This window comes from Micromonospora humidisoli, from assembly GCF_016900955.1.
GTDB lineage: Bacteria > Actinomycetota > Actinomycetes > Mycobacteriales > Micromonosporaceae > Micromonospora > Micromonospora wenchangensis.
In genome coordinates, this window is the sequence record NZ_JAFEUO010000001.1 from 362,286 (window position 1) to 384,742 (window position 22,457).

Sequence of the window (22,457 nt, forward strand, 5' to 3'; positions counted from 1 at the left end):
GGGTGATCTGTGACAACCGGCCCGTTCAGCCCCAGATCGCGGTGGCCCACTCCGGGTGGTCGACGAACGGGTTGCGGTTGCCCTGCCAGCGCTCGTAGATGCGCTGGTTGCGGCGCTGCTCGAAGGCATCGGGCGGGTCCTGGCGGTGCCACTGGAGCAGCACCGACAGCCGGCCCAGGTAGGGCGCGGAACCGTTGGTGACCGAGTTGTTCATCTCCAGGTTCGGCCAGCCGTCGTCACCCTCGTACCGGATCGCCATATACATGATCATGCGGGCGACGTCGCCCTTGACCGCGTTGCGGGGCTCGAACGAGTCGGCGTCGCTGTAGCTGCCCGGGGCCTCGGCGACCGCGCTGCCGCCGGTGTCGAAGTCCTTGTTGCCCCGGGTGGAGTTGACCGTCACGTCCTCGGGGCGCAGGTGGTGCACGTCGGTGCCCGGCCCGGTGGCGGTGCCGAAGTCGCCGTGCGACTTGGCCCAGACGTGCTCCCGGTTCCAGTCGTTGGCCCCGCCGCCGTTGCTGCTCTTGCTCTGCGAGCGTCCGCTGTAGAGCAGGATCACGTTGTTGGCGTTCGCCGGGTCCTGGTCGGTGTCCTTCAACGCCTCCCACGCCTGGTCGTAGCTGAGTTTGGTCTGGGTCTTGATGATCGTGTGCAGGGACGCGCGCAGCGCGCTGCCGGTCTTGCCCATCGCGTTCGCGTAGTACGTCGAGTCGTACGGCCCGGTGGAGCCGGTCGGCCCGGGGGTGGGGGAGGCGGTGGCGGTGGGCGTCGGCGTGCTGCTGCCGCCGCCGAGGCTCATCGCGGTCGGGCTCTTCAACCCGCCGTGGCTGAAGTACGCGGTCAGCGTCCCGGTGGCGGTGACCTGCCGGCCGCGCAGCGACGGGTTGGTCAGCAGCCCGAACGTGCTGCGGTAGTCGGCGGTGACCTGGACGTAGAGCATCCGGCTGGTGCCGGTCTCGGTGGCGGTGTCGGCCAGGGCGATGGCGGTGTCGGCGGTGTAGCCGGAGGTGAGCACCGTGTTGGTGGCGGTCGGCTGGCCGATGACGTACCCGGTGACGGTGGCGGTCCGGCCGTCCTGGGTGGCGAGGGCCTGCGCCACGGTCGACGTGGCCGCCGCCGACGCCGACGTCGCGGCCACCGCCACCGGGACCGCCAGGGTGACGGCGGCGGTGAGCACGGTGACCAGCCGCCCGGTTCGCGGGCGGATGCTGCTCTTCATATCCATGCCCGGCGATGTTATCGGCCGCAACCCGCCCGGCGGGAGGTCGCCGAGGTGAATTCCCGCCGCCTCACTTGACCAACGGCTGGCCCTGCTTGTCGCGGAACGCGCCGACCAGGATCAGGATCAGATCGATGAACGCCCAGATACCGAACCCGCCGATGGTGATCAACTGGAGCACGCCGGTGCCGACCTTGCCGGTGTAGAACCGGTGCGCGCCGAGCACGCCGATGAAGAAGCAGAGCAGCAGGGTGACGACCCAGGACTTCTGAGTGGTGACAGGAGCGGTCACTGCGGTCCTTTCTCGGGTGGAGACAGCCGCGGGAGCGTATCCACCGACCAGGTGCCGCACAAGATTGAGACCAGCGGCCCTGTCCGGACGGACGAGCCTCCCCGCAGGGGAACCGTGGCCGCCCGGACGGCGTCTGAGCATCCATGATGCCCCTCCCGGCCGGTCACGCTCCGCGATCGGGCCGCCGGCTCGCCGCCGCCGGCGTCGGGCTCGCCGCCCTGGCCGTGCCGCTCTGGGCGGTCGGCATGACCGTGTGGCAACCACTTACCGAACCGGTCGGCCCGTGGTCGGAGCGGCTCCCCGAGGCGTCCACCTACTGGGCCCGTGACCTGCGTTTCCTGGCGCTGCTGGCGGCCGTTTGCGGGTTGGTGTTGGCCGGTGCGGGCCGACGCTCCTGGCTGACGCCGGCCGTGCTGCTCGGCGGCGGCGCACTGGCCGCCGACGTCGCCGTCGACCGGGCCGACCCCACCGGCCCCGGCGCGACGGTGGCACTCGTCGTCGCCGGCTGGCTGGCCGTCGGCATCACCGTCGCGTCCGCCGTACGCCGGGACGGCGCGACCGGTGTGGACGGTCCCCGCCGGGCGGGCGGGACCGGCCCGTCAGACGCGCCCGGCGGAGCGGGCCTGGCCGGCGCGGCAGCAGTTGCCCGGCCGGACCGGACCGTCGGTCCGGCAGACCCGCACCGGCCGGTCGGCGTGGCCGGCCGGGACCGGGCCGTCCTGGCCGGGGTGGCCGCCGTCGCGGCGGTGCTGGCGCTGACCGCCGTGCTGACCCGGTCACCGACCGGCCGGGAACCGGCATTCGATCCGGCAGCCCTGGTCACTGCCCTGCTGTTGCTGGCGGTGACCGTCACCGGGGCGGCGGCCGCCGCCCCCGCCCGGGGTCGACGTCGGCTCACGGCGGCGACGGGTGTGGCCGTGACCGGGGGGATCGGCCTGCCGCTGGTCCGGCTCGTCGGACCGGCCGACCGGCTGGTGCCGGCGGCGCTGCTCGGCGCGGCACTGCTGCTGGGGGTGACGCTGCTGACCCGGCCCGCCCTGCCGGCACGACGCTATCCGCTGCTCGTGCCGGTGGCCCTGCTCGCCCCGCTCGCGCTGTGGCACGTCGCGTCGCTGGTCAGCGCGGCCCTCTCACCCGGTGCGCCGTTGACCGCGCTGGCCGGCAACAGCCCGGTCGGCGGCGGCGACCCGGACGTGCTCCCCGCGCTGGCCGGCCTGGTCGCCGGTCTCGGCACCGCGCTGGTGCTGGCCCGGACGGCAGGCGTCCCGGGGCGGCCCGGTCACCGCCCGGCACCACCGGCCGGTGGGTCGGCACGGCCGGCCAACGCGGAGCGCCGGTACCCGTAGCAGGCGTAGATCAGCCCGCCGAGCAGGAACCAGACGGCGAACCGCAGCCACGTGACGTGGTCGAGGAAGCTGATCAGCCAGACCGAGAAGACCACCCCGAGCGCCGGCACCACCGGCATCCCGGGCAACCGGAACGTCCGCGGGGCGTCCGGGCTGCGGTAGCGCAGCACGATCACCGCGACGCAGACCACCACGAAGGCGAGCAGGATACCGATGTTGGTCAGCTCGGCGGCCTGCCGGATCGGCAGGAAGCCGGCGATCACCGCCGAGGCCACGCCGACGATCCAGGTGACCCGGGTGGGTACCCGGCGCACCGGGTGCACCTTGGCGAACCAGGCCGGCAGCAGACCGTCGCGGCTCATCGAGAACCACACCCGGGTCACCCCGAGCATGAAGGTGAACATCACCGTCAGGATGCCGATGATCGCCCCGACGGCGATGACGCTGGCCAGGCCCGAGAGCCCCACCGAGGCGAACGCGGAGGAGAAGCCGCTCTCCGGGTCGATGTCCCGGTAGTTCTGCATCCCGGTGAGCACCAGCGTGGCCAGCACGTACAGCACCATCGAGATGACCAGCGACCAGACGATCGCCTTCGGCATGTGCCGGCGGGCGTCGCGGGACTCCTCGGCGGCGGTGCTCATCGCGTCGTAGCCGAAGACGGCGAAGAAGACCGTGGCCGCGCCGGTGAACGCCCCGCCCAGCCCGAACGGGAAGAACGGCGAGTAGTTGGCGGTGCGGACGTGGAAGAAGCCGACCACGATGACCAGCAGCACCACGGCCACCTTCACCCCGACCACTACCGTCTCGAAGCGGGCGGCGGTCCGGATGCCCAACGTGAGCAGGAAGGCGATCAGCAGGCAGAGCAGCACGGCGAACAGGTCCACCACGTGCCCGTCGCCGGTGCCCGGGGCGCCCAGCATCCAGGCCGGCAGGTCGACACCGAGCTGCCCGACGAGGAAGCCGAAGTAGCCGGAGATGCCGATCGCCACCACCGCCACGATCGCGGTGTACTCCAGCAGCAGGTCCCAGCCGATGAACCAGCCGACCGCCTCGCCGAGCACCGCGTAGCCGTAGGTGTAGGCCGAGCCGGCCTTGGGGATCATGCCGGCGAACTCGGCGTACGACAGCGCCGCCGCCGCGCTGGCCAGCCCCGCGATCAGGAACGACACCAGCACGGCCGGCCCGGCGGTCTCGTTGGCGACCGCCCCGGCCAGGGCGAAGATGCCGGCGCCGATGATGCCGCCGACGCCGATCGCGGTGAGCTGCCACAGCCCCAGCGAGCGGGACAACCCCTGGTCGGTGTCGTCGGCGATCTCCTCGACCGGCTTACGGCGGAAGATCCCACCGCGGTCGACCGTGGCGGCCATCGTCGTCCCCTTCCGCCGGGAATGCATCCACCTAGGTTGATACTCCCTGTGCGGCGGATGCACAATCGGCGACACCTTGGTCACGCTCGAACGAGGTGCCGGGCGGTCGGACCGGGGACGCCGGGCTACGGCTGCGGCGGGGCCTGCCCATCCGGGTGCGCAGCCGCCCGCCAGTACTGCCGTCCACCCTCGTCCCGGACGACCACCCCGATCCGGGCCAGTTCCGCGCGCAGTTCCCGGACGTCGCGCGCCCGGTGGGCGTCGACGGCCCGCTGGCGGGCGCGCAGCAGCGGGTCCGCCCCCGGTGGCAGGTCCGGCAGCCCCGCCACCCACCGCCGGTACGCGTCCCGGTGCGGGTCGGCGTCCCGCCACGGCCACCCGTGCCCGTCGAACGCGTCCCGCAGCTGCCGCCGGCTCAGGTCGGAGCGTTCCCGGGCCAGCTCCGCGCCGGCCGGGCCGAGCAGCACCAGCTCCCGGCCGTCGACGAAGACGGCGGTGACGGTGCGCCGGGCCAGTTCGCGGTCGACGCCGTCGCGGCGTAGCCGGACACCGCCCCGGTCCACCGTGACGATCAACCGTTCCCGGGTGCCGACGTAGGCCAGGAGCAGCCCGGCCAGCATCCCGAGCAGCAGGCCCCCGGCCAGCGCCCGCCGGTACGGCAACCCGGCGACCAGCTCGAACCAGCCCTGCACCGGAGCCCACGGCAGCCCCGCCACCCAGTCGGCGACCATGGGCAGCCGCCCACCCAGGGCACCGCCCAGCAGCGGGAAGCCGACCCACATCACCAGCAGCTCCCCGACGTCGCCACCGACCCTGGTCGCGCCGCCCGGCTCCTGCGCCCGCATCGTCAGTGCACCTCGCGCCGCAGCGTGCGCACCGTCCCGACGGCGATCGGCGCGACCACCCAGACCAGCAGGGACACCCCGAGTCGACCCCACTGTCCGGCCGTCATGTCCGGGCCGAGCAGCGGCTCCATGGTGATCGAGGTGTCGAGCCAGCGGGCCGGGCCGTGCAGCGCCGTGATCATCGCGGACAGGATGCCCCACACGGTCGGCAGCAGCAGCGAGGTGACGATCGCCAGCGGGGTGTTGAGCAGCAGCAACCCGAACCCCGCGCCGATCAGCACGTTGATGGCCTGGAACACGGCGGCGTGCCCGGCCGCCGTCCAGTCGAGGTCCCAGCTGCCCGCCCCGCCGGTGATCCCGGCCAGCAGGGTGCCGACGGCGGCGACGGCCAGGCTCACCAGCACCGACGCCAACGCGGCGAGCAGCACGGCGGCGAGCTTGGCGACGATCACCCGTTCCCGGCGCGGCACCAGGGCGAACGTGGTCAGCGCGGTGCGTTGGGACCACTCGGCGGTGATCGACAGGATGCCCAGCACCGGCAGCAGCAGCGCCACCGGCGCGAGCGACGCGGTGAAGAAGTTGCTGAAGGTCTGCGCGGCGTCGTCGACGAAGCGCAGTTGCAGCGCGACGATCGCGGCGGCGATCAACCCGATCGAGGCCAGCAGCCAGCGGCCGGCCCGGGTGTCGCCGAGCTTGCGCAGCTCCACCCCGACCAACCGGGCCAGGGACGGCCCGGTCACGACCGGCCGGACGGTGGTGGGGGGAGTTGTCGTCATGGTGGTCACTGCACGGCCTCCTTGGTGCTCGCGCCGGCGGTCAGGGTGAGGAAGAGCTGTTCCAGGCCACCGCCGCCGGCCGGCCGCAGCTCGGTCAGGACCAGCCCGGCGTCGGCGGCGGCCTGCCCGACGACGCCGGGTTCGGCGTGCACCACACACCCGCCGTCGGCGCTGCCGGTGGCGTCCAGCCCGGCCCGGTCGAGGGTGAGCCGCAGGGCGCGGGGGTCGCGGGCCCGGACCAGGGTGCCGGCCCCGGCCAGCAGTTCGTCCTTGCCACCCTGGGCGACCACCCGGCCGCCGCCGATCACCACCAGCCGGTCGGCGACCGCCTCCACCTCCCGCAGCAGGTGGGAGGAGAGCAGCACGGTGCCGCCCCGGTCGGCGAAGTCGCGCAGCAGGCCGCGCATCCAGAAGATCCCCTCCGGGTCCAGGCCGTTGGCCGGCTCGTCGAGGACCAGCACCCGGGGTTCGCCCAGCAGCGCCAGCGCCAGGCCGAGCCGCTGCCGCATGCCCAGCGAGTACGCCCCGACCCGCCGCTTCGCCGCCACCGGGTTCAGGCCCACCCGGTCGAGCACGGCGGGCACCCGGTCGGCGTCCACGCCCATGGTGCGGGCGGCCAGGAACAGGGTCTCCCGCCCGCTGCGCCCGACGTGCTGCGCCGAGGCGTCCAGCAGCACGCCCACCTCGCGGCCCGGGTTGGGCAGCTCCCGGTAGGGCTGACCGGCGACGGTGGCGGTGCCGGAGCTCGGGCGGGTCAGCCCGCAGAGCATCCGCATGGTGGTGGATTTGCCCGCCCCGTTCGGGCCGAGGAAACCGGTCACCGTGCCCGCTTCGCAGCGGAACGAGACGTCGTCGACGGCGGGGTGCGGGCCGTACCGTTTGGTGAGGTGCTCGACTGCGATCATGCCGTCGAGCCTGTCCCAGCCACCCGGCCGGGCGCTGCGGCCGACCGTCGAGAGCCGCCCCTACCTCGGTCTACCCGCAGACCTCGACTTTGGTTGGTGTCCGGGGCGCCGTCCGGCTTTCTAGCATGGGTGGGTGAGTGCTGCCGTCGTACCCGATCATCCCTGGCTGCTGCCGGGGGCGCTGACGCCCGAGGCGAGGGCGCCCCGACGGACGCCGCGGGACTGGCTGGTCGACACGGTGGCCTTCCTGCTGGCCGTCGGCTGGGCGCTGCTGGCGTTCGGCGACGCGACGTCGCCCGACCCGCAGTTCGCCCACAACGCCGGGCCGTCCTGGCTGGTCGGGGTGGACCTGGCGGCGGGCCTGGGCTACTGCGCGGCGCTGTGGCTGCGTCGGCGCTGGCCGGTCGGGCTGGCCGTGGCCGGCCTGCCGCTGGCGCTGTTCTCGGTGACCGCCGGGGTGGCGATGCTGGTGGTGGTCTTCACCGTGCTGGTCCACCGGCCGCTGCCGATCGGCGCGGCGCTGGTCGGCTTCCACCTGGCGGTCATCCCGCTCTACACGGTCGTGCGCCCCGACCCGACGCTGCCCTACTGGGCGACGGTGGCCTGGACGGTGATGTTCGTCGGGATCGTGGTGGCCTGGGCGTTGTTCGTCCGGGCCCGCCGGCAGCTGGTGCTGTCGCTGCGGGACCGGGCCCACCGGGCCGAGGCCGAGCAGCAGCTCCGCGTCGAACAGGCCCGCCAGCTCGAACGCACCCGGATCGCCCGGGAGATGCACGACGTGCTGGCGCACCGGATCTCGCTGCTCAGCCTGCATGCCGGGGCGTTGGAGTTCCGCCCGGACGCGCCGCCGCAGGAGGTGGCGCGGGCGGCCGGGGTGATCCGGGGCAGCGCCCACGCCGCCCTTCAGGACCTGCGCGAGGTGATCGGGGTGCTCCGGGCCGACGCCTCCGGCGGCGACGCCGCACCGGAACGCCCCCAGCCCACCCTCGCCGACGTGCCCGCGTTGATCGCCGAGTCCCGGGCCGCCGGGGTCCGGGTCACCCTGGTCGACGAGGTCGCCGACCCGACGCGGGTGCCGACGGCGGTGGGGCGCAGCGCGTACCGGATCGTGCAGGAGGGGCTGACCAACGCGCGTAAGCACGCCCCCGACACGACGGTCGGCGTCCGGCTGGCCGGCGGGCCGGGGCGGGAGTTGGCGGTGGAGATCCGCAACCCCTGGCCGGTGGGCAGCTCCGCGCCGGCCCTGCCGGGTGCCGGGACCGGGCTGGTCGGCATCGCCGAGCGGGTCACCCTGGCCGGTGGCCGGTTGACCCACGGCCGGGACGGGGCGACCGGCGACTTCCGGCTGGCGGCCCGGCTGCCGTGGCCGGCATGAGCAGCCCGGCTGCCGTGGCCGGCGTGCGCAGCCCGGCCGACCGGCTGCCCGGCGGTGCCCGGTGACGACCGACGGCGACGCCGTCCCGGTGCGGGTGTTGATCGTCGACGACGACCCGCTGGTCCGCGCCGGGCTGTCGATGATCCTCGGCGGCGTGCCGGACGTCCGGGTGGTGGGCGAGGCCGCCGACGGCGACGAGGTGCCTGCCGCCGTCGCCAGGTGCACGCCGGACGTGGTGCTGATGGACATCCGGATGCCCCGGGTCGACGGGCTGGCCGCCACCGAGACGCTGCGGGCGTCGCCGGACCCGCCGGAGGTGCTGGTGCTGACCACCTTCGACGCCGACGAGCAGGTGCTGCGGGCGTTGCGGGCCGGGGCCGGCGGTTTCCTGCTCAAGGACACCCCGCCCGCCGAGATCGTCCGGGCGGTGCTGCGGGTGGCCGCCGGTGAGGCCACCCTGTCGCCGACGGTGACCAGGCAGTTGATCAGCCACCTGACCGTGGGGCCCACGCCGGGTCCGGACCGGCGTCGGGACCGGGCGCTGCGACTGCTGGCCGGGCTCACCGAGCGGGAACACGAGGTCGCGGTGGCGCTCGGTCACGGCCGGACCAACGCGGAGATCTCGGCGGAGCTGTTCATGAGCGTGGCGACGGTGAAGGCGTACGTGTCCCGGTTGCTGACCAAGCTGGAGCTGAACAACCGGGTGCAGGTGGCGCTGCTGGTCCACGACGCCGGCCTGGTCTGAGGATCTGTAGCACTCAGCCTTGATACCCTCATTTTTGGTAGTATCAACTGTGAGTGCGTGGGAGCAGGGTATGCGCGGCTTCGTGGGCCGGGACCGGGAACTCGCCCTGCTCGACGGCATGCTGGCCAAGGTCATCCGGGGAGGGCGGGCGGGCCGCCCCGGGCGGGCACTGCTGATGCGGGGGCGGCGTCGGGTCGGCAAGTCCCGCCTGGTCGAGGAGTTCGTCGACCGGGCCGGGGTGCCACACGTGTTCTTCACCGCGTCCGCCCAGCCCACCGTGGCTGCCGATCTTGCGCTGTTCGTCGAGGCGGTGGTCGGGTCCAGCCTGCCCGGCGCGCACCTCTTCGCCGCTCAGCGTCCGGGCACCTGGGACGCCGCGCTCACCCTGCTGGTCGCTGCCCTGCCGACGGACCGGCCGGCCGTGGTGGTGCTCGACGAGCTGCCCTACTTGATCGCCACGGACCCCGGGCTGGAGGGCACCCTGCAGAAGGTGTTCGACCGGGAGCTGTCCCGGCTACCGGTGCTGGTGATCGGCATCGGCTCCGACCTGGCCATGATGGAGGCGTTGAACGACTACGGCCGGCCGTTCCACCAGCGGGCGACGGAGTTGGTGGTGCCGCCGCTGAGTCCCGCCGACGTCCGGGAGATGCTCGGGGCGGCACCGGCTGACGCCTTCGACGCCTATCTCGTCTCCGGCGGCCTGCCGCTGATCCTCGACGAGTGGCCCAGCGGGGCCGGCCTCGCCGACTACCTCGCCGACGCGGTGACCGATCCGACCTCTGCCCTGCTGGTCAGTGCGGAACGGGCGCTGGCAGCCGAGTTCCCCACCCAGTCGCAGGCCGGACTGGTGCTGCGGGCGATCGGCTCCGGGGAGCGGACGTTCTCACTGATCGCACGGGCCGCCGGTGACCTGCCCCAGGCTTCGCTCAGCCGTGCGCTGCGACTGCTGGTCGACAAGCGCATCGTCGAGGTGACCACCCCGCTGTCCACCCGCCCCTCGCGGGAAACCCGTTACACCGTGGCCGACCCGTACCTGCGTTTCTGGCTGACCTTTCTCGGTCCGTACCTGCCCGAGATCGAGCGCGGGCGGGGCGATCTCACCCTGGCCCGGCTGCGTACCTCCTGGACGTCCTGGCGGGGGCGGGCGATCGAGCCGGTGGTACGGGAGTCGTTGCGTCGGCTGCCCGCCGGCCACCTGCCGGAGGGCACCGGCGTGGTGGGCGGCTACTGGACCCGGACCAACGATCCGGAGATCGACCTGGTCGGGGCGGACCGGGGACCGGTCGCCCGACGGATCACCGTCGTCGGCTCGGTGAAGTGGCTGGAGAAGCGGCCCTTCGACGGGCACGACCTGGGACGGCTCACCCTGCACCGGTCCCGGCTGCCCGGTGCTGACGAACGGGTGCCGCTGTTGGCGGTGACCCGGGCCGGCGCGGTGGTGGACGGGGTGCGGGTGGTGACGCCGGAGGATCTGCTCACCGCGTGGGGGGATTGAACCGCCGCCGGTCACCGCCCGTACCACTGCGCGAGGATGCGTTGTGGCGATTCAGCCGCAGCCGCTGCCGAGTTGCGGGAGGCCTGCCGTGCGAGTTGGTGAGCAGTCGACGGACCCCATCGATCAGGTTCTGGGCGAGGTGCCGGTGCCCGCCTCGTTGACACCCGAGGACGTCCGGCTCGCGGTGCGGGCGGTCGTGGTGCACGCCGCCGAGGAATGGCCCAACGGGCCGCTGTGCCGCAACGACGGCGCGTCGTACCCGTGCCGGCTGCACCGTTGGGGGCGGCGGGTGCTGGAGAACCACGGGTTGAACGAGCGTCAGATCGACGCGTTGATCCGGCACGGCAACCCGTTCGTGCACGTGCCCTTCCCGTTCACCTACACCACGCCCCGGCCCGGCGCGGCCCCGGCGCGGACCGCCCCGGCGGCCGGCTACCCGGCCCGCGGCCAGGTCGGTCGGCCGGTCGTGCCCGGGGCGCGGCCCGCCGCGGCAGGGATGCGGCCGGGCGTGCGCCCCGGCGTTCCCGGCCGGCCGGTGACGCCCCCCGCCGCCGCGCCACGCTGGCCCCGGGCGAGCTGAGCCCCGACGCCGGCCCGGCCCTGGTGATCCCGTGGGGCCGGGCCGGCGTCGGCCGTCGCGTCGGTCAGTTGCCGACGCCGCAGTCCGGAGCGGCCCAACTGGTGCCGTTCGTCAGGTTGTCCCGGTTGTTCTCCCGCCGGGAGTCCACGTGGACGTGGTCGTCGTGCCCGGCGGAGCCGGGGCCGTAGATGCCGCTGAACCCGTGGTCGCGGGAGGCCCGGGCGACCTCGCACAGCGACCTGTTCTGAGAGGTCACGTCGGCGGCGTTGCCGTAGAGGTGCTGGCTGTTCGAGGCCCCGCCGACCTGCTTGTTGCAGGTCTTGTCGCGGAACCCGCTGGTGACGTAGAGCGGCTTGTCGCCCAGGTCGCGCCGCAGCGCCTCCAGCTTCCACATGGTGCGCACCGCGTTGGCCTTGGTGTCGGTGGCGGAGAGCGGACCGCCGCTCCAGCCGCCCTTGCCGCAGCCGTCGTCCAGCTCCCGGTAGCTGAAGTGGGCCGGCGTGCAGTCGTTGTCCTGCAACTGGTAGAGCTTGCTGAAGGTCTGCTTGCCGGCGATGCCGTCGCTGCGCAGCCCGTACGCGCTCTGGAAGCGCTTGACCGCGGCGGCGGTCTCGGGTCCGAAGTCGCCGTCGATCCGGACAATTCCCCCTCGGGCCGCCCATCCGGCCACCCGGATCTGCAACTGGCGGACGTCGTCGCCGGAGCGCCCCTGGTAGAGGTCGCGTTTCCAGGTGTAGCAGCCGTCGGCGTGGGCCGCTGGCGCGGCGGCCACCGTGGCGATCGCGGCTCCCGGCAGAGCCAGGGCGAACGCGACGAGTGCCCGCCGCACAGTGTTCTGGCGCACAGAAGTCCTCCCGATTGGAAGTGAATGGGGTGGTGAACAGGTCATCGCGCGGGACGTCCTGCAACTTCCACCCTGACAGCTACCTGGCCGATACGCGGCAATAAAGGGGAATCGTCCTCGTAGTCGGCGATAGCTGGGTATTGCCTGTGAATGGCGATGAATGGTAATTCGGGCAGGTGGGGTCAGCCGGTGACGGGAGGGACGGGAATTCCGACACCGGTGAACTGCCCCGAAACGGATCAGCCGGGCACCGATGGCGGTGTGGGTCCGTGACCCTGACCCGGTAACGTCGTCCCGGCGGGGACGGGGAGGTGGGCCGGTGGCGCGGGGCGGGGTCTTCTGTGTCGAGGGGCAGTGGCACCGCGACCTCAACGAGCGCGGATCCGTGCTGCCCACCCTCGAACTGCTCGAACGGCTCGGCCGCATCCGCTACATCCACAAGGACGCCGCCACCCGTGACGAGCTGTTCTACTTCCTCGACCGGTGGCTGCTCAAGCAGTACGCCGACCACCGGGTCGGCTTCTTCGCCATGCACGGTGAACCCAGCCGGCTCTGCCTCACCGACTGGGACTCCGTCGAGCTGGCCGACGTCGCCGAGCGGATGGCCGGCCGGGGCGAGGGCCGGCGGCTCTACTTCGGCAGCTGCTCGGTGCTGCGCGCCTCCGACGCCACCCTGCGGGACTTCCTCGACGTCACCGGCGCGGCCCTGATCTGCGGCTTCACCCGTGAGGTCGACTGGGTCGAGTCGGCCGCCTTCGAGACCGTGCTGCTCGACGTGCTCGCCAACGGCCAGCGGCACAACGCCGCCGAGCTGCGGATGGGTTCGGCGCACTGGGCGCCGCTCGCGGCGTACCTCGGCTTCCGGGTGATCTACGCCAACGGCCGTGCCTGGCGTCCCGCCGCCCGACCCCGGGTGCCCGCCCAACCGGGCCGGGTCGGCGGCCGGTCCGGCTGACGCCCGTCGGGCCTGGTAGAACCGGGGGATGGCACGCAGCGTCGCAACCAACACCCGGGTCGACCGGGACGCCCTGCTCGACTTCGTCCGGCCCCGGCACCGGGTCCTGCTGATGACCACCCGCGCCGACGGCCGGCCACAGTCCTCCCCGGTCGCCTGCGGCGTGGACGCCGCCGGACGCCTGGTGATCTCCACCTACCCGGAACGGGCCAAGGTCGCCAACATCCGTCGTGACCCCCGGGTCTCCGCCTGCGTGCTCTCCGACGACTGGGACGGCCCGTGGGTGCAGGTCGACGGCATGGCCGAGGTGCTCGACCTGCCCGAGGCGCTGGACCCGCTGGTGGAGTACTTCCGCAGCATCGCCGGCGAGCACCCGGACTGGGACGAGTACCGGGCGGCCATGGTGGCGCAGGGCAAGTCGCTGATCCGGATCACCGTCGAGGGCTGGGGCCCGATCGCCACCGGCGGCTTCCCGCCCCGCCTCGCGGACTGACCTTCCGGTACGACGCCGGCCGTCGTCGTGCCGGCCGGCGTCGTCAGCCGTCACCCGGTGGCGGCCCGCCGGCTCAGCCGACCAGGGCGGCGTAGACGAGCTGGCGGAGCTGGGAACGCAACGGGTAGGTGCTCGACGGCATCAGCTGGGTGAACAGCAGGGCGGTGATCTCCTCGGCCGGGTCGACCCAGAACGCGGTGCTGGCCAGCCCGCCCCAGTAGTACTCGCCGACGCTGCTCGGCACCTTGGCCGGCACCGGATCCTGCACCACGGCGAAGCCGAGCCCGAAGCCGATGCCGTCCAGCACCGTCTCGGCGAACCCCTCCGGCTGAAGCGACGCCAGGTCGCCGCCGCCGGGCAGGTGGTTGCGGGTCATGTAGCGCACCGTCCGGGGCCCGAGCAGGCGTACGCCGTCCAACTCGCCGCCGCGCAGCAGCAGTTGGGTGAACCGGTGGTAGTCGGCGGCGGTGGAGACCAGCCCGCTCCCGCCGGAGAAGCACTGCGGGCGGGTCAGCGCGGCGACGCCGAGCTGGTCGGCGCGGACCGCCTGGCCGGTGCCCGGGTGCGGCGTGTACAGCGCGGCGAGCCGCTTGGCGTCGGCCGGGTCGACCCAGAACCGGGTGTCGGTCATGCCCAGCGGGGTGAGGATCCGTTCGGTGAGGAAGTCGTCCAGGTTCTGCCCGGAGACCACCTCGATCAGCCGGCCCAGCACGTCGGTGGAGACCCCGTAGTTCCACCCGGTGCCGGGCTGGAACAGCAGCGGCAGCTTCGCCATCCCGGCGCTGGCCCCGGCCAGGTCCAGCCCCGGCGGCACGCCGAGGTCGTAGCCGGCGGCCCGGTAGAGCGCGTCGACCACCGAGGTCTGCGCGAACCCGTAGGTCAGCCCGGCGGTGTGGGTGAGCAGGTGCCACACCCGGATCGACTCGACCGCCGGCACCGTGTACGGCTTGAGCGCCGAACCCTTGTCGAAGACCCGGACGTCGGCGAACTCCGGCAGCCAGCGGCTGATCGGGTCGGTCAGCTCGAACCGACCCTCCTCCCACAGCATCATCGCCGCGACCGAGGTGATCGGCTTGGTCATCGAGTAGATCCGCCAGATGGTGTCCGGCTCGACCGGGGTGCCCGCCTCCACGTCGCGCAGCCCGTACACCGAGGAGTGCGCGACCTCGCCGCGGCGGGTGACCACGATCTGCCACCCGGCCAGCCGGCCGTCGTCGACGTACCTGCCGAAGTGCTCGTCGATGCGGGCCAGTCGGGCCGGGTCGAAGCCGGTGCGGGCCGGGTCGCTGCTGGGTGCCACGCTCACCCGCCGAACCTACTAGCCGGTACGCGCCGGACGGAAGGTGCGGCGGTGGTGTCGGTGCTCGCACCTAGGGTGGAGCGGTGCCGCAGACCATCGAGGACGAGACGTTCCGCCACACCGACTGGTACGCCGAGGAGCTGACCGACAGGCACTTCGTGCGCTGCGTCTTCATCGACGTCGACCTGACCGAGGCGGTCAGCCGGGGCGCCTCGTTCACCGGGTGCGACTTCGGCGGGGTGTCGTTCAACGCCTCCCGGCACACCGACTCGGCCTTCGTCCGCTGCGGGTTCCGCCGGTGCAACCTGTTCGAGGCCGAGTTCACCGGGTGCAAGCTGGTCGGCAGCACGTTCGAGGGGTGCGCGCTGCGTCCGCTGCGGGTTTCGGGCGGGGACTGGTCGTTCGTCGGGTTGCCCGACGCCGACCTGCGGGGCGCGCAGTTCAGCGACGTGCGGATGCGCGAGGCCGACCTGTCCGGGGCCGACCTGAGCGGCGCGACCCTGGCCCGGGTGGACCTCTCGGCCGCCCAGCTGCGCGCGACCCGGTTCACCGGGGCCGACCTGCGGGGCAGCGACCTCGCCGGGTTCGACCCGACGGCTGTCGAACGGGCCGGCGCGGTGATCGACCCGCAGCAGGCGCTGATCCTGGCGCAGGCGTTGGGTTTCCAGATCCGCTGACCGTCCCGCCTGCTGTCGATCTCCCTGCCATTCTGGCCCTGAGCTGCGGTTTTCTGCCGGGCAGGAAACTTTCCATCGGGATCACTTGGTAACAAACTGGAAACGCCCTCCCGCTGGCATATGGCGCATCCCGGCCTTGAAATGAAAACGTGAAAACGCTCACGCCGCGACCGCACCCCCTCCCCGAGCGGTCCCGGGCGTCGGGCCGGGGAGTGGGACACGCGTGAACGACCAAGAGACCTGGCGGATCGGGCCGGGCCCGACGACGCGCAGCGCGCAGCGGCGGGAGGCCCGTCGTCGGCAACGCCGCCGTTGGGCGATCGGCTCGGTGACGGCCCTGGCCTGCCTCGCGGTGCTGGTGACCTATCTGGGCCCGGATTCGGACCCGGCGGAGCCCGACCTGGTGCTGCCGGCCGGCGCGCCGACCCCGGCCGGCTATCCGACAGGTGCGGCGGGGGTGGGCGAGTCGGCCGAGGCCGGAATCGCCACCCCCGGCCTGCAGCCCCGGGAACGCACCCCGCCGCCGAGTGAACCGCCGACGCCGACGGGCACCCCGGTGGCGGCCCCGTCGCCGGCCGTGCCGACGCTGAGCGTCTCCCGGGCCGACGTGCCCGCCGAGGTGGACCTGACCGCGCTGGGCACCCGGGACTGGGTGCACTGGGGGCTCAACCGGCCGGAGACCGTGGTCCGCAAGGGCGGTGGCACCGGTGAGATCCGGGACGAGGGCGGCCGGGGCGCACGCGACCGGTACGACACCAATCCCGAGCTGTTCGGGTGGCGCGACGGAACCCCGGTGCCGGCCGTCTCCGCCACCGGTGTCGGCGTGTTCGTCTGCGGGACGGGCAACGGGTTCACGCTGTCCGTGGCCGGCGACGGCGAACCGCGTACGGTGCACCTGTTCGCCGGGGTCTGGATGGCCCAGGGACGGTTGGACGTGCGGCTGTCCACCGGCGGGGCGACCCGCACGCTGCGGCTGGAGGACCCGCACACCACGCACACCGCCCAGTTCGTGATCAAGTTCCGGGTGCCGAGGGGTGAGCGGCTGTCGATCAGCTGGACCGTCGAGGAAACCTTCCGCAGCAGCTGCGGCAACGTGAACCTGCAGGCGGCGGCGGTGCGTTGAGCTGTTCGCCCGTTTCTGGGGTTTATGTCGGGATAACGTGTCCGGGTCGATGCCCACGAGCAACCCGGAGACGCCGATGCCGACCGACGAGCAGGTGCTGGACAGCCCCGAGGGCTGGGTCGCCGACCACATCCGCCGGTACGTCGCCACCGGCGGGGCGGAGGGGCACGAATGGCAGCCGGGCGTGTTCACCCTGCTGTTGACCACCAGAGGCCGGCGCAGCGGCAAACTGCGCCGCACCGCCCTGATCTACGGCCGGGACGGCGACGACCACCTGGTCGTCGCCTCCCAGGGCGGCGCGCCCCAGCACCCCTCCTGGTATCTCAACCTGCTCGCCGACCCCGACGCGCAGGTGCAGGTGGGCCCCGAGACGTTCGGCGTGCGGGCGCGCACCGCCGAGCCGGCCGAACGGGCCCGGATGTGGCCGACGATGACCGCCATCTGGCCCGCCTACGACGAATACCAGAGCAAGACCGACCGGGAGATCCCGGTGGTGGTGCTGCACCGGCGCTGACCGGGCGACGGGCTCAGCAGACGATCGGCTTGACCCAGGAACACTCCCGGCCCTCGGGCACCCGGGGCACCTCCGGGGCCACCGGCGGGGTGGCCCGCGCCGACCCGCCGTCCCCCTCGCGGTAGCCGGCCAGCGCGATCGCGATCTGGTCCTCCAGCCCCTTCACCGACGAGGTCAGGAAGTTGTTGAGCACCACCGAGAAGGCGAGCAGCCGGCCGTCGCCGTCGGTGACGTAACCGGAGAGGCCGGACACCCCGGTCAGACTGCCGGTCTTGGCGTGCACGTTGTCCGCCGCCGGGGTGCCGCGCATCCGGCTGCGCAGGGTGCCGCCGACGAGGCGGTCCGGGTTGCCGGCGATCGGCAGGGCCGCGTACCAGGTGTCGAACCAGGGTTCCCGACGGACGGCGGCGAGCAGCGCGACGAACTCGCCGGCCGGGATCAGGTTGCGCCGGGACAGCCCCGAGCCGTCGAGCTGACGCAGCACGCCGGTGTCCACTCCGGTGTCGGCGACGTACTCGCTGATCGCGGCGAGCCCGGCCGGCCAGCCGCCCGACCCGGAGATGACCCGGCCGATCTCCTTGGTCAACACCTCGGCGTGCCCGTTGTTGGACAGTTTGAGGAAGGGCACCAGCAACTCGGCGAGAGGCATCGAGTCGTGCCGGGCCACCGGGACGGCGTCCGTCGGGGTGGCCCGGCCGGGCACCGTCCGCCCGAGCACCCGCACCCCGTGGCGGCGCAGCGCGTCCCGGAAGACGGCGGCGGCGTAACCGGTGGGCTCCCAGACGGTCATCCAGTCGCTGACCGCTGCCGCACCGGCCGCGATCCGGCCGGTGACCACGATGGTGTTGCCGCCGTGCGTCCGCTCGAACGACAACGTCGTCCCGCCCTCGGCCACCGTCTCGGCCCGGTTGTCGATCCGCAGGTAGCCGTTGGGTGGGGTCATGGTGACCACCGGCGGCGCACCGGCCCTGTCCGCCGGGGCGGCCCGCACGATCACCGTGCCCGCGTCGTAGTCGGTGTCCGGGGCGAGGCTCAGTGCGGAGACCTGCGCCGCGTAGTAGTACGACTCGTCGTCCCAGGCCCACTCCGGGCCGAGCCGGGTGGCGTCGTAGCGGGTGTCGTCGGCGACCAGGTTGCCGGTCACCACCCGTACCCCGCTGTCGGCGACCTGGGCGGCCAGCGCGTCGTAGTCGGCGGCCAGCATCGTCGGGTCGCCGCCGCCGCGCAGGTAGAGGTTGCCGGAGACCAGGCCGGCCCGGCGGCGGCCGTCGGTGAGCACGTCGGTGCCGAACCGGTGGCCGGGGCCGAGCAGCGCCAGGGCCGCCGTCGAGGTCAACAGCTTGGTGCTGGAGGCGGGCACCAGGCGGCGGTCGCCGTCGCGGTCGTAGAGGGTCCGGCCGGTGGCGGTGTCCACCACGACCACGCCGGCCTGTGCGCCGGCGAGCAGGGGATCGGCCAGGACGGCGTCGATGGTGGCGTGCAGCCGGGTGGCCGCCGGGGCGGGGGACTCGGCGGTCGCCGGCAGCGCACCGGCGGCGGCCACGGTGGCGACCAGCGCCACCAGCGCGAGCGTCCGGGGGAAGAGACGACGATGCATGCGACGACGCTGCCACGAAGGTTTCCGTCGGGCAAGCCCCGGTGCCGGAGGTTTTCTTCCAGGGCTGGCGGCCCCGGGTGGGCGGTCCGTCGGTGGGTCAGGTGGGATCCGGCGCGGCCGGGTCGGGTGCGTCGGGTTCGGCGCGGAAGTGCCGGCTCGGCTTCACCAGCAGCGGCGCGGCCAGTGCGGCCAGCGCCCCGCCGAGCAGCGGGAAGACGATGAACACCCACAGCTGGCGCAGCGCCGCGCCCCCCTCGAACACGGCCGGGCCGAACGACCGGGCCGGGTTGATCGAGGTGCCGTCCAGGGTGATCCCCACCAGCAGCACCGCCACCAGCGCCAGGCCGATCGCCAGCCCGGCGAAACCGGCGTGCTCGACCCGGCTCGTCACCACCAGCACCACCAGCACGAACAGGAACGTCAGGATGACCTCCAGCACCGCCGTACCGCCCTGGTTGATGTGCACCCCGTAACCGTTGGTGCCCAACACGCCGGTCTGGTCCGCCACGCCGCCCCAGCGGACCAGCCCCCAGATGGCGAAGCCGGCCACCGTGGCCCCCACGAACTGCGCCAGCCAGTACGCCACCGCGCCGACCGCGGAGATCTTGCCGGAGAGCAGCACCCCCAACGTCACCGCGGGATTGAGGTGCGCGCCGGAGAGCGGTCCGATCGCGTACACCAGCCCCACCAGGACGAACCCGAAGGCCAACGCCACGACCACCACGCCGCCCTGGAGTTGGGCGAACACGGCGGTGCCCACCCCCACGAAGACAAGCAGCAGGGTGCCGATCAACTCGGCGGCGTACCGTCGGGCAGCGTCCATGCGCTCAGCGTAGAAAGCCGCCGGGTCGCCGGGAGCAGAAACGGGGATCTCCGACAGACCCTGCTCTATTTGACGAACCCCTGGCCAGGGGGCACGGTGGGGGAGAGGGCCGCGCGGCGGCACCGCCGGGACCGCCCGGCGGCACCGGTCCGCCGCAGGGGCGCGCATCTGTCGTCGCGCCACGTTCCGCCCGACAACTCCCGAGGAGTCCCATCATGCTCACCATGACCGACAACGCCGTGCTCGTGATCCGTGACCTCGCGGCCCAGCAGGACGTCGCCCAGGACGGTGGGCTGCGGATCGCCGCCGACACCGAGGCCGGCGCGCTCACCATCGAACTGGTGCCGGTGCCGGCGCAGGGCGACCAGGTGGTCGACACGGAGGGGGCGCGCATCTTCCTCGACGCCGAGGCCGCCGAACTGCTCAACGACAGCTCGGTGGACGCCTCCGTCGACGACGAGGGCGTGGTGCAGTTCGGGTTCACCGAGCAGGAGTGACCCGGTCACCGGCCCCGCCGGTGCTCACCGCCCCGGTGTGGGCGGGTGAACCCGGTGCGGTCGTCGGTGGGCGTCGGCGGGCTGCGACGCCGCCCGTCGGCCGGGCCGGTCAGCGCCGCCAGCACGTGCGCCAGGTGGTGCGACGTGCTCCACGCCGTCCAGTTCGCCGGTGAGCCCGCGCCGGTGACCCGGCGGGCCCGGCGCAGCAGTTCGTGGTCGCCCCAGGAGAAGCCCGCCCCGGCGGGCGGCCAGTGCCCGGAGGTGACCAGCGTGCGGCACAGGTCGGCGAACCGATCGTCGCCCCGGCCGCCCCGCCGCGACCAGCGGTAGATCCACCAGCCGTCCTCGGTGGTGTACCGCACCGTGGGCAGCCGGTCGCCCGGCTCCACCCCGCCTGACTCCACCCCGCCCGGTGGCGCGGGCGACACCCCGTAGTCGCCGTAGCCGACGCCCAGGTCGGCCAGCCGACGCCAGAACAGCCAGTCCCAGCGGTCGACCCGGACCGGCTCGTCGGTGGCCAGCCGGGACAGCGACGGCGGCATCCCGCCGGCCGCCACGGTCACCGTGCGCCAGGCGTGCCGGCGGGCCCAGTCCACCACCCGGCGTACCCGGGGCTCGGCGACGCGCAGGTCCGCCAGGCAGCAGACGTCACCGGCGTCGACCAGCAGGTCACACTGCTCCGGGACCAGTCCGGTGCGCCGCCACACCCGCTCCACCGCCGCCGTCGTGGCGTCCGGGCCGGTGCGGTCCCGGCCGGGCCGCAGCCGGACCACCACCCCCCGGGCGTACGCCCGGCACGCCGCGCCGTGCGCGGCCAGCCGCCGGTCACCGCAGGCCAGCCCGACCACCGGCTGCACCGGTACGCCCCACCGGGCCAGCTCGCCGCCCGGCCCGTCGGGCAGCGCGCACACGTCGACGGCCGGCACCAGCCCGGCGGGTAGCCGGCGCAGCATCTCGGGCAGGCCGGTGTCGGCCGGGGACACGTCGAGGACCGGGACGACCAGGGGAGCGTGGGCGCTGTCCAGATGACCCAGCGCCTCCAGCTCACCGCGTCTGCTGGTGAGGATGGGGCGGTAGACCGGCTCCGCCACCCGACCCCCGGGGGCGGGCACCATACCTCAATCTACCGGGCCGGACGCCCCCACCACAGGGGTTACGACGGTCGCGTCACCGACCATCCGGTCCCGTCGACGGTCACGACCCCGGTCCCGTCCACCTTGGACATTGACAGTGGTCGGTGCCGGTGGTGGCATGGGTGGGCGGTACGCCGGGCGTGGAAGGGCATCCGAAGACCCATGTCCCCGCTTTTTGCTGCCCGGAAGGCGTACCCCCTCATGACCTCCTCGCGTCACCGTGCCGGTCTGCTCGCGGCGCTGACCGCCGCCGCCGTACTGCTGCTGGTCGTCCCGCTGCCCGCCGGGGCGCTCGCGGTACCCGAGCCGACCACCCCGGTCACCGGCAACGCCACCCACTTCGACGCCCTCGGCGCACCGTACGGCGGCTGCGGCCTGCCCCAGGCGGAGCTGGACGCGCCGGACTTCGTCGCGCTCAACGCCTACGACCTGCCCGGCGACTACTCGTCGTACCCGATGCGGCCGATCCCGGCCAGCCAGGCGGCGAAGATCGGGCTGTGGAACAACGGCCTCAACTGTGGCCGGTTCGTCCGGGTCACCGTCGGCGACTACTGCACCGGCGTCAACGACGGCGCGCCCGGCCAGCCGTTCTGCCGCAACGGCTCGTGGACCGCCGACGCGTACAGCGGGGCGACCCTGACCATGGTGGTGGCGGACAGTTGCGGCGACGGCAACGCCTGGTGCCGCGACGACCCCTACCACCTGGACCTCTCCACCGCCTCGCTCAACCGCTTCGTGCGCAACGGCACGCCGGTGGGGGACATGAACCCCACCCACTGGAACAACCGGCACGTCTCCTGGTCGTTCGTGCCCGCCCCGGACTACTCCGGCGACATCCGGATCGGCTTCATGAAGGGCGCCCAGCGGTACTGGCCGGCGATCGCCGTCTCGCACCTGGCCAACGGCATCCACGGGGTGGAGTACCTGGCCGGCGGGGTGTGGACGGCCGCCACGATGAACAGCGACATGGGACAGTCGTACGTGATCGGGGCGACCGCCGCCGGGGGCACCGACTTTCAGATCCGGGTCCGCGACGCGGCCGGCACGCTGATCAACAACGGTCGGGTCTACCGGTTCGCCCTGCCCGCCTCCTGCGGCGGGACGTGCTCGGCGGCGTACACCCGGGTCGACTACACCACCTCCGACGGGCCGACCCCGACCCCGACCGGCACCCCCACGGTCACCCCCACCGCGACGCCGCCGGTCACCCCCACCGCGACCCCCACCCCCACCGGCACCCCGGCCCCGGTGACCGGTTGCTCGGCCGCCTACCGGGTGACCGGCTCGTGGTCGGGTGGCTTCCAGGCGGAGGTCACCGTGCGCAACCTCGGAGTCAGCGCCATCACCGGCTGGACCACCGCGCTGACCTTCGCCGGAACCCAGCAGATCGCCTCGTCGTGGAGTGCCACGGTCAGCCAGTCCGGCCGGCAGGTCACCGCGACCAACGCCCCCTACAACGGGAGCCTGAGCCCCGGCGCGACCACCAGCTGGGGCATGGTCGTCACCGGCGACAACCAGCCCCCGACGGTGGCGACCTGCGCCGTGCGGTAAACCAC

The 22,457-nt window shown here is 73.4% G+C and carries 22 protein-coding genes and 1 pseudogene; 12 read left to right on the forward strand and 11 right to left on the reverse strand.

All coding sequences use genetic code 11. The annotated features are described in order from the left end of the window. Window positions 1–25: 25 nt before the first annotated feature. Together JQN84_RS01560 and JQN84_RS32190 are read right to left on the reverse strand one after the other, a co-directional pair. On the reverse strand, window positions 26–1,225 hold the full coding sequence (locus JQN84_RS01560; protein ID WP_204956614.1) for an endonuclease: 1,200 nt from the start codon (window positions 1,223–1,225) through the stop codon (window positions 26–28). 64 nt (window positions 1,226–1,289) lie between these two features. After that, window positions 1,290–1,511, reverse strand: coding sequence for a TM2 domain-containing protein (locus JQN84_RS32190; protein ID WP_281900201.1), 222 nt, complete (start codon window positions 1,509–1,511; stop codon window positions 1,290–1,292). A gap of 146 nt (window positions 1,512–1,657) precedes the next feature. On the opposite strand from JQN84_RS32190, the gene JQN84_RS01570 reads away from it, so the two are divergent. After that, complete coding sequence (locus tag JQN84_RS01570; protein ID WP_204956616.1) at window positions 1,658–2,857, forward strand: hypothetical protein; 1,200 nt, start codon at window positions 1,658–1,660, stop codon at window positions 2,855–2,857. Here JQN84_RS01570 and JQN84_RS01575 read toward each other — a convergent pair. The 4 genes from JQN84_RS01575 to JQN84_RS01590 all read right to left on the reverse strand — a co-directional run bounded on the left by JQN84_RS01575 (window position 2,791) and on the right by JQN84_RS01590 (window position 6,750). After that, the gene (locus JQN84_RS01575) at window positions 2,791–4,224 is read right to left on the reverse strand and encodes an amino acid permease (protein ID WP_204956617.1); all 1,434 of its coding nucleotides are present in this window, start codon (window positions 4,222–4,224) and stop codon (window positions 2,791–2,793) included. The genes JQN84_RS01570 and JQN84_RS01575 overlap by 67 nt on opposite strands. Before the next feature lie 125 nt (window positions 4,225–4,349). Next, on the reverse strand, window positions 4,350–5,069 hold the full coding sequence (locus tag JQN84_RS01580) for a YqeB family protein (protein ID WP_204956618.1): 720 nt from the start codon (window positions 5,067–5,069) through the stop codon (window positions 4,350–4,352). Between the two features lie 2 nt (window positions 5,070–5,071). Next, the gene (locus JQN84_RS01585) at window positions 5,072–5,845 is read right to left on the reverse strand and encodes an ABC transporter permease (protein ID WP_204957277.1); all 774 of its coding nucleotides are present in this window, start codon (window positions 5,843–5,845) and stop codon (window positions 5,072–5,074) included. Window positions 5,846–5,850: 5 nt separating this feature from the next. Beyond that, on the reverse strand, window positions 5,851–6,750 hold the full coding sequence (locus JQN84_RS01590) for an ABC transporter ATP-binding protein (protein ID WP_204956619.1): 900 nt from the start codon (window positions 6,748–6,750) through the stop codon (window positions 5,851–5,853). A gap of 133 nt (window positions 6,751–6,883) precedes the next feature. On the opposite strand from JQN84_RS01590, the gene JQN84_RS01595 reads away from it, so the two are divergent. From JQN84_RS01595 to JQN84_RS01610, 4 genes and pseudogenes are all read left to right on the forward strand, one after another. Then, on the forward strand, window positions 6,884–8,125 hold the full coding sequence (locus JQN84_RS01595; protein ID WP_204956620.1) for a sensor histidine kinase: 1,242 nt from the start codon (window positions 6,884–6,886) through the stop codon (window positions 8,123–8,125). Beyond that, window positions 8,122–8,870, forward strand: a pseudogene (locus JQN84_RS01600) (response regulator). The gene JQN84_RS01595 and the pseudogene JQN84_RS01600 overlap by 4 nt, the downstream one beginning before the upstream one ends. A 70-nt stretch (window positions 8,871–8,940) precedes the next feature. Further along, window positions 8,941–10,365 carry an ATP-binding protein gene (locus tag JQN84_RS01605; protein ID WP_239484623.1) on the forward strand — a complete coding sequence of 475 codons (1,425 nt, stop codon included), beginning with the start codon at window positions 8,941–8,943 and terminating at the stop codon, window positions 10,363–10,365. Window positions 10,366–10,453: 88 nt separating this feature from the next. Then, window positions 10,454–10,945, forward strand: coding sequence for a hypothetical protein (locus JQN84_RS01610; protein WP_204956621.1), 492 nt, complete (start codon window positions 10,454–10,456; stop codon window positions 10,943–10,945). Window positions 10,946–11,009: 64 nt separating this feature from the next. Here JQN84_RS01610 and JQN84_RS01615 read toward each other — a convergent pair whose 3' ends face one another. Beyond that, window positions 11,010–11,789 carry a D-Ala-D-Ala carboxypeptidase family metallohydrolase gene (locus tag JQN84_RS01615; protein WP_281900192.1) on the reverse strand — a complete coding sequence of 260 codons (780 nt, stop codon included), beginning with the start codon at window positions 11,787–11,789 and terminating at the stop codon, window positions 11,010–11,012. Between the two features lie 319 nt (window positions 11,790–12,108). On the opposite strand from JQN84_RS01615, the gene JQN84_RS01620 reads away from it, so the two are divergent. Further along, entirely contained in the window at window positions 12,109–12,744 is a 636-nt protein-coding gene (locus JQN84_RS01620; RefSeq protein ID WP_204956623.1) for a DUF6642 family protein, read from the forward strand. A 28-nt stretch (window positions 12,745–12,772) separates the two neighbouring features. Continuing rightward, complete coding sequence (locus tag JQN84_RS01625) at window positions 12,773–13,237, forward strand: PPOX class F420-dependent oxidoreductase (RefSeq protein ID WP_204956624.1); 465 nt, start codon at window positions 12,773–12,775, stop codon at window positions 13,235–13,237. 73 nt (window positions 13,238–13,310) lie between these two features. On the opposite strand, the gene JQN84_RS01630 is transcribed toward JQN84_RS01625, so the two are convergent. Continuing rightward, complete coding sequence (locus tag JQN84_RS01630; protein ID WP_204956625.1) at window positions 13,311–14,543, reverse strand: serine hydrolase domain-containing protein; 1,233 nt, start codon at window positions 14,541–14,543, stop codon at window positions 13,311–13,313. Window positions 14,544–14,620: 77 nt separating this feature from the next. Here JQN84_RS01630 and JQN84_RS01635 point away from each other — a divergent pair, with 77 nt between their 5' ends. The 3 genes from JQN84_RS01635 (at window position 14,621) to JQN84_RS01645 (ending at window position 16,851) form a co-directional block, all read left to right on the forward strand. Next, window positions 14,621–15,214 (forward strand): pentapeptide repeat-containing protein, encoded by a 594-nt coding sequence (locus JQN84_RS01635; RefSeq protein ID WP_204956626.1) that lies wholly within the window; start codon window positions 14,621–14,623, stop codon window positions 15,212–15,214. A 223-nt stretch (window positions 15,215–15,437) separates the two neighbouring features. Next, window positions 15,438–16,337: a hypothetical protein gene (locus JQN84_RS01640; RefSeq protein WP_281900183.1), complete on the forward strand. Its 900-nt coding sequence runs from the start codon at window positions 15,438–15,440 to the stop codon at window positions 16,335–16,337. Between the two features lie 76 nt (window positions 16,338–16,413). Then, on the forward strand, window positions 16,414–16,851 hold the full coding sequence (locus tag JQN84_RS01645; RefSeq protein ID WP_204957281.1) for a nitroreductase family deazaflavin-dependent oxidoreductase: 438 nt from the start codon (window positions 16,414–16,416) through the stop codon (window positions 16,849–16,851). A 13-nt stretch (window positions 16,852–16,864) separates the two neighbouring features. Here JQN84_RS01645 and dacB read toward each other — a convergent pair whose 3' ends face one another. Both dacB and JQN84_RS01655 read right to left on the reverse strand, forming a co-directional pair. After that, complete coding sequence (gene dacB / locus JQN84_RS01650; RefSeq protein ID WP_204956627.1) at window positions 16,865–18,448, reverse strand: D-alanyl-D-alanine carboxypeptidase/D-alanyl-D-alanine endopeptidase; 1,584 nt, start codon at window positions 18,446–18,448, stop codon at window positions 16,865–16,867. 97 nt (window positions 18,449–18,545) lie between these two features. Further along, window positions 18,546–19,271 (reverse strand): MIP/aquaporin family protein, encoded by a 726-nt coding sequence (locus JQN84_RS01655; protein WP_204956628.1) that lies wholly within the window; start codon window positions 19,269–19,271, stop codon window positions 18,546–18,548. A 215-nt stretch (window positions 19,272–19,486) separates the two neighbouring features. Between JQN84_RS01655 and JQN84_RS01660 the strand changes: the two genes are divergently transcribed. Continuing rightward, window positions 19,487–19,768: an adhesin gene (locus JQN84_RS01660; RefSeq protein WP_088641796.1), complete on the forward strand. Its 282-nt coding sequence runs from the start codon at window positions 19,487–19,489 to the stop codon at window positions 19,766–19,768. Window positions 19,769–19,773: 5 nt separating this feature from the next. On the opposite strand, the gene JQN84_RS01665 is transcribed toward JQN84_RS01660, so the two are convergent. Then, window positions 19,774–20,883 (reverse strand): beta family protein, encoded by a 1,110-nt coding sequence (locus JQN84_RS01665; RefSeq protein ID WP_204956629.1) that lies wholly within the window; start codon window positions 20,881–20,883, stop codon window positions 19,774–19,776. 219 nt (window positions 20,884–21,102) lie between these two features. Between JQN84_RS01665 and JQN84_RS01670 the strand changes: the two genes are divergently transcribed. Continuing rightward, window positions 21,103–22,452: a cellulose binding domain-containing protein gene (locus tag JQN84_RS01670; protein ID WP_204956630.1), complete on the forward strand. Its 1,350-nt coding sequence runs from the start codon at window positions 21,103–21,105 to the stop codon at window positions 22,450–22,452. The last annotated feature ends 5 nt before the right edge of the window (window positions 22,453–22,457 follow it).

Excerpts from the sequence above, each read along its gene's own strand:
- JQN84_RS01560 (WP_204956614.1), bottom strand. The coding sequence starts at position 1,225 with ATGGATATGAAGAGCAGCATCCGCCCGCGAACCGGGCGGCTGGTCACC.
- JQN84_RS01570 (WP_204956616.1), top strand. The coding sequence starts at position 1,658 with ATGCCCCTCCCGGCCGGTCACGCTCCGCGATCGGGCCGCCGGCTCGCC.
- JQN84_RS01575 (WP_204956617.1), bottom strand. The coding sequence starts at position 4,224 with ATGGCCGCCACGGTCGACCGCGGTGGGATCTTCCGCCGTAAGCCGGTC.
- JQN84_RS01580 (WP_204956618.1), bottom strand. The coding sequence starts at position 5,069 with ATGCGGGCGCAGGAGCCGGGCGGCGCGACCAGGGTCGGTGGCGACGTC.
- JQN84_RS01585 (WP_204957277.1), bottom strand. The coding sequence starts at position 5,845 with ATGACGACAACTCCCCCCACCACCGTCCGGCCGGTCGTGACCGGGCCG.
- JQN84_RS01590 (WP_204956619.1), bottom strand. The coding sequence starts at position 6,750 with ATGATCGCAGTCGAGCACCTCACCAAACGGTACGGCCCGCACCCCGCC.
- JQN84_RS01605 (WP_239484623.1), top strand. The coding sequence starts at position 8,941 with ATGCGCGGCTTCGTGGGCCGGGACCGGGAACTCGCCCTGCTCGACGGC.
- JQN84_RS01625 (WP_204956624.1), top strand. The coding sequence starts at position 12,773 with ATGGCACGCAGCGTCGCAACCAACACCCGGGTCGACCGGGACGCCCTG.
- JQN84_RS01645 (WP_204957281.1), top strand. The coding sequence starts at position 16,414 with ATGCCGACCGACGAGCAGGTGCTGGACAGCCCCGAGGGCTGGGTCGCC.
- dacB (WP_204956627.1), bottom strand. The coding sequence starts at position 18,448 with ATGCATCGTCGTCTCTTCCCCCGGACGCTCGCGCTGGTGGCGCTGGTC.
- JQN84_RS01655 (WP_204956628.1), bottom strand. The coding sequence starts at position 19,271 with ATGGACGCTGCCCGACGGTACGCCGCCGAGTTGATCGGCACCCTGCTG.
- JQN84_RS01660 (WP_088641796.1), top strand. The coding sequence starts at position 19,487 with ATGCTCACCATGACCGACAACGCCGTGCTCGTGATCCGTGACCTCGCG.
- JQN84_RS01665 (WP_204956629.1), bottom strand. The coding sequence starts at position 20,883 with ATGGTGCCCGCCCCCGGGGGTCGGGTGGCGGAGCCGGTCTACCGCCCC.
- JQN84_RS01670 (WP_204956630.1), top strand. The coding sequence starts at position 21,103 with ATGACCTCCTCGCGTCACCGTGCCGGTCTGCTCGCGGCGCTGACCGCC.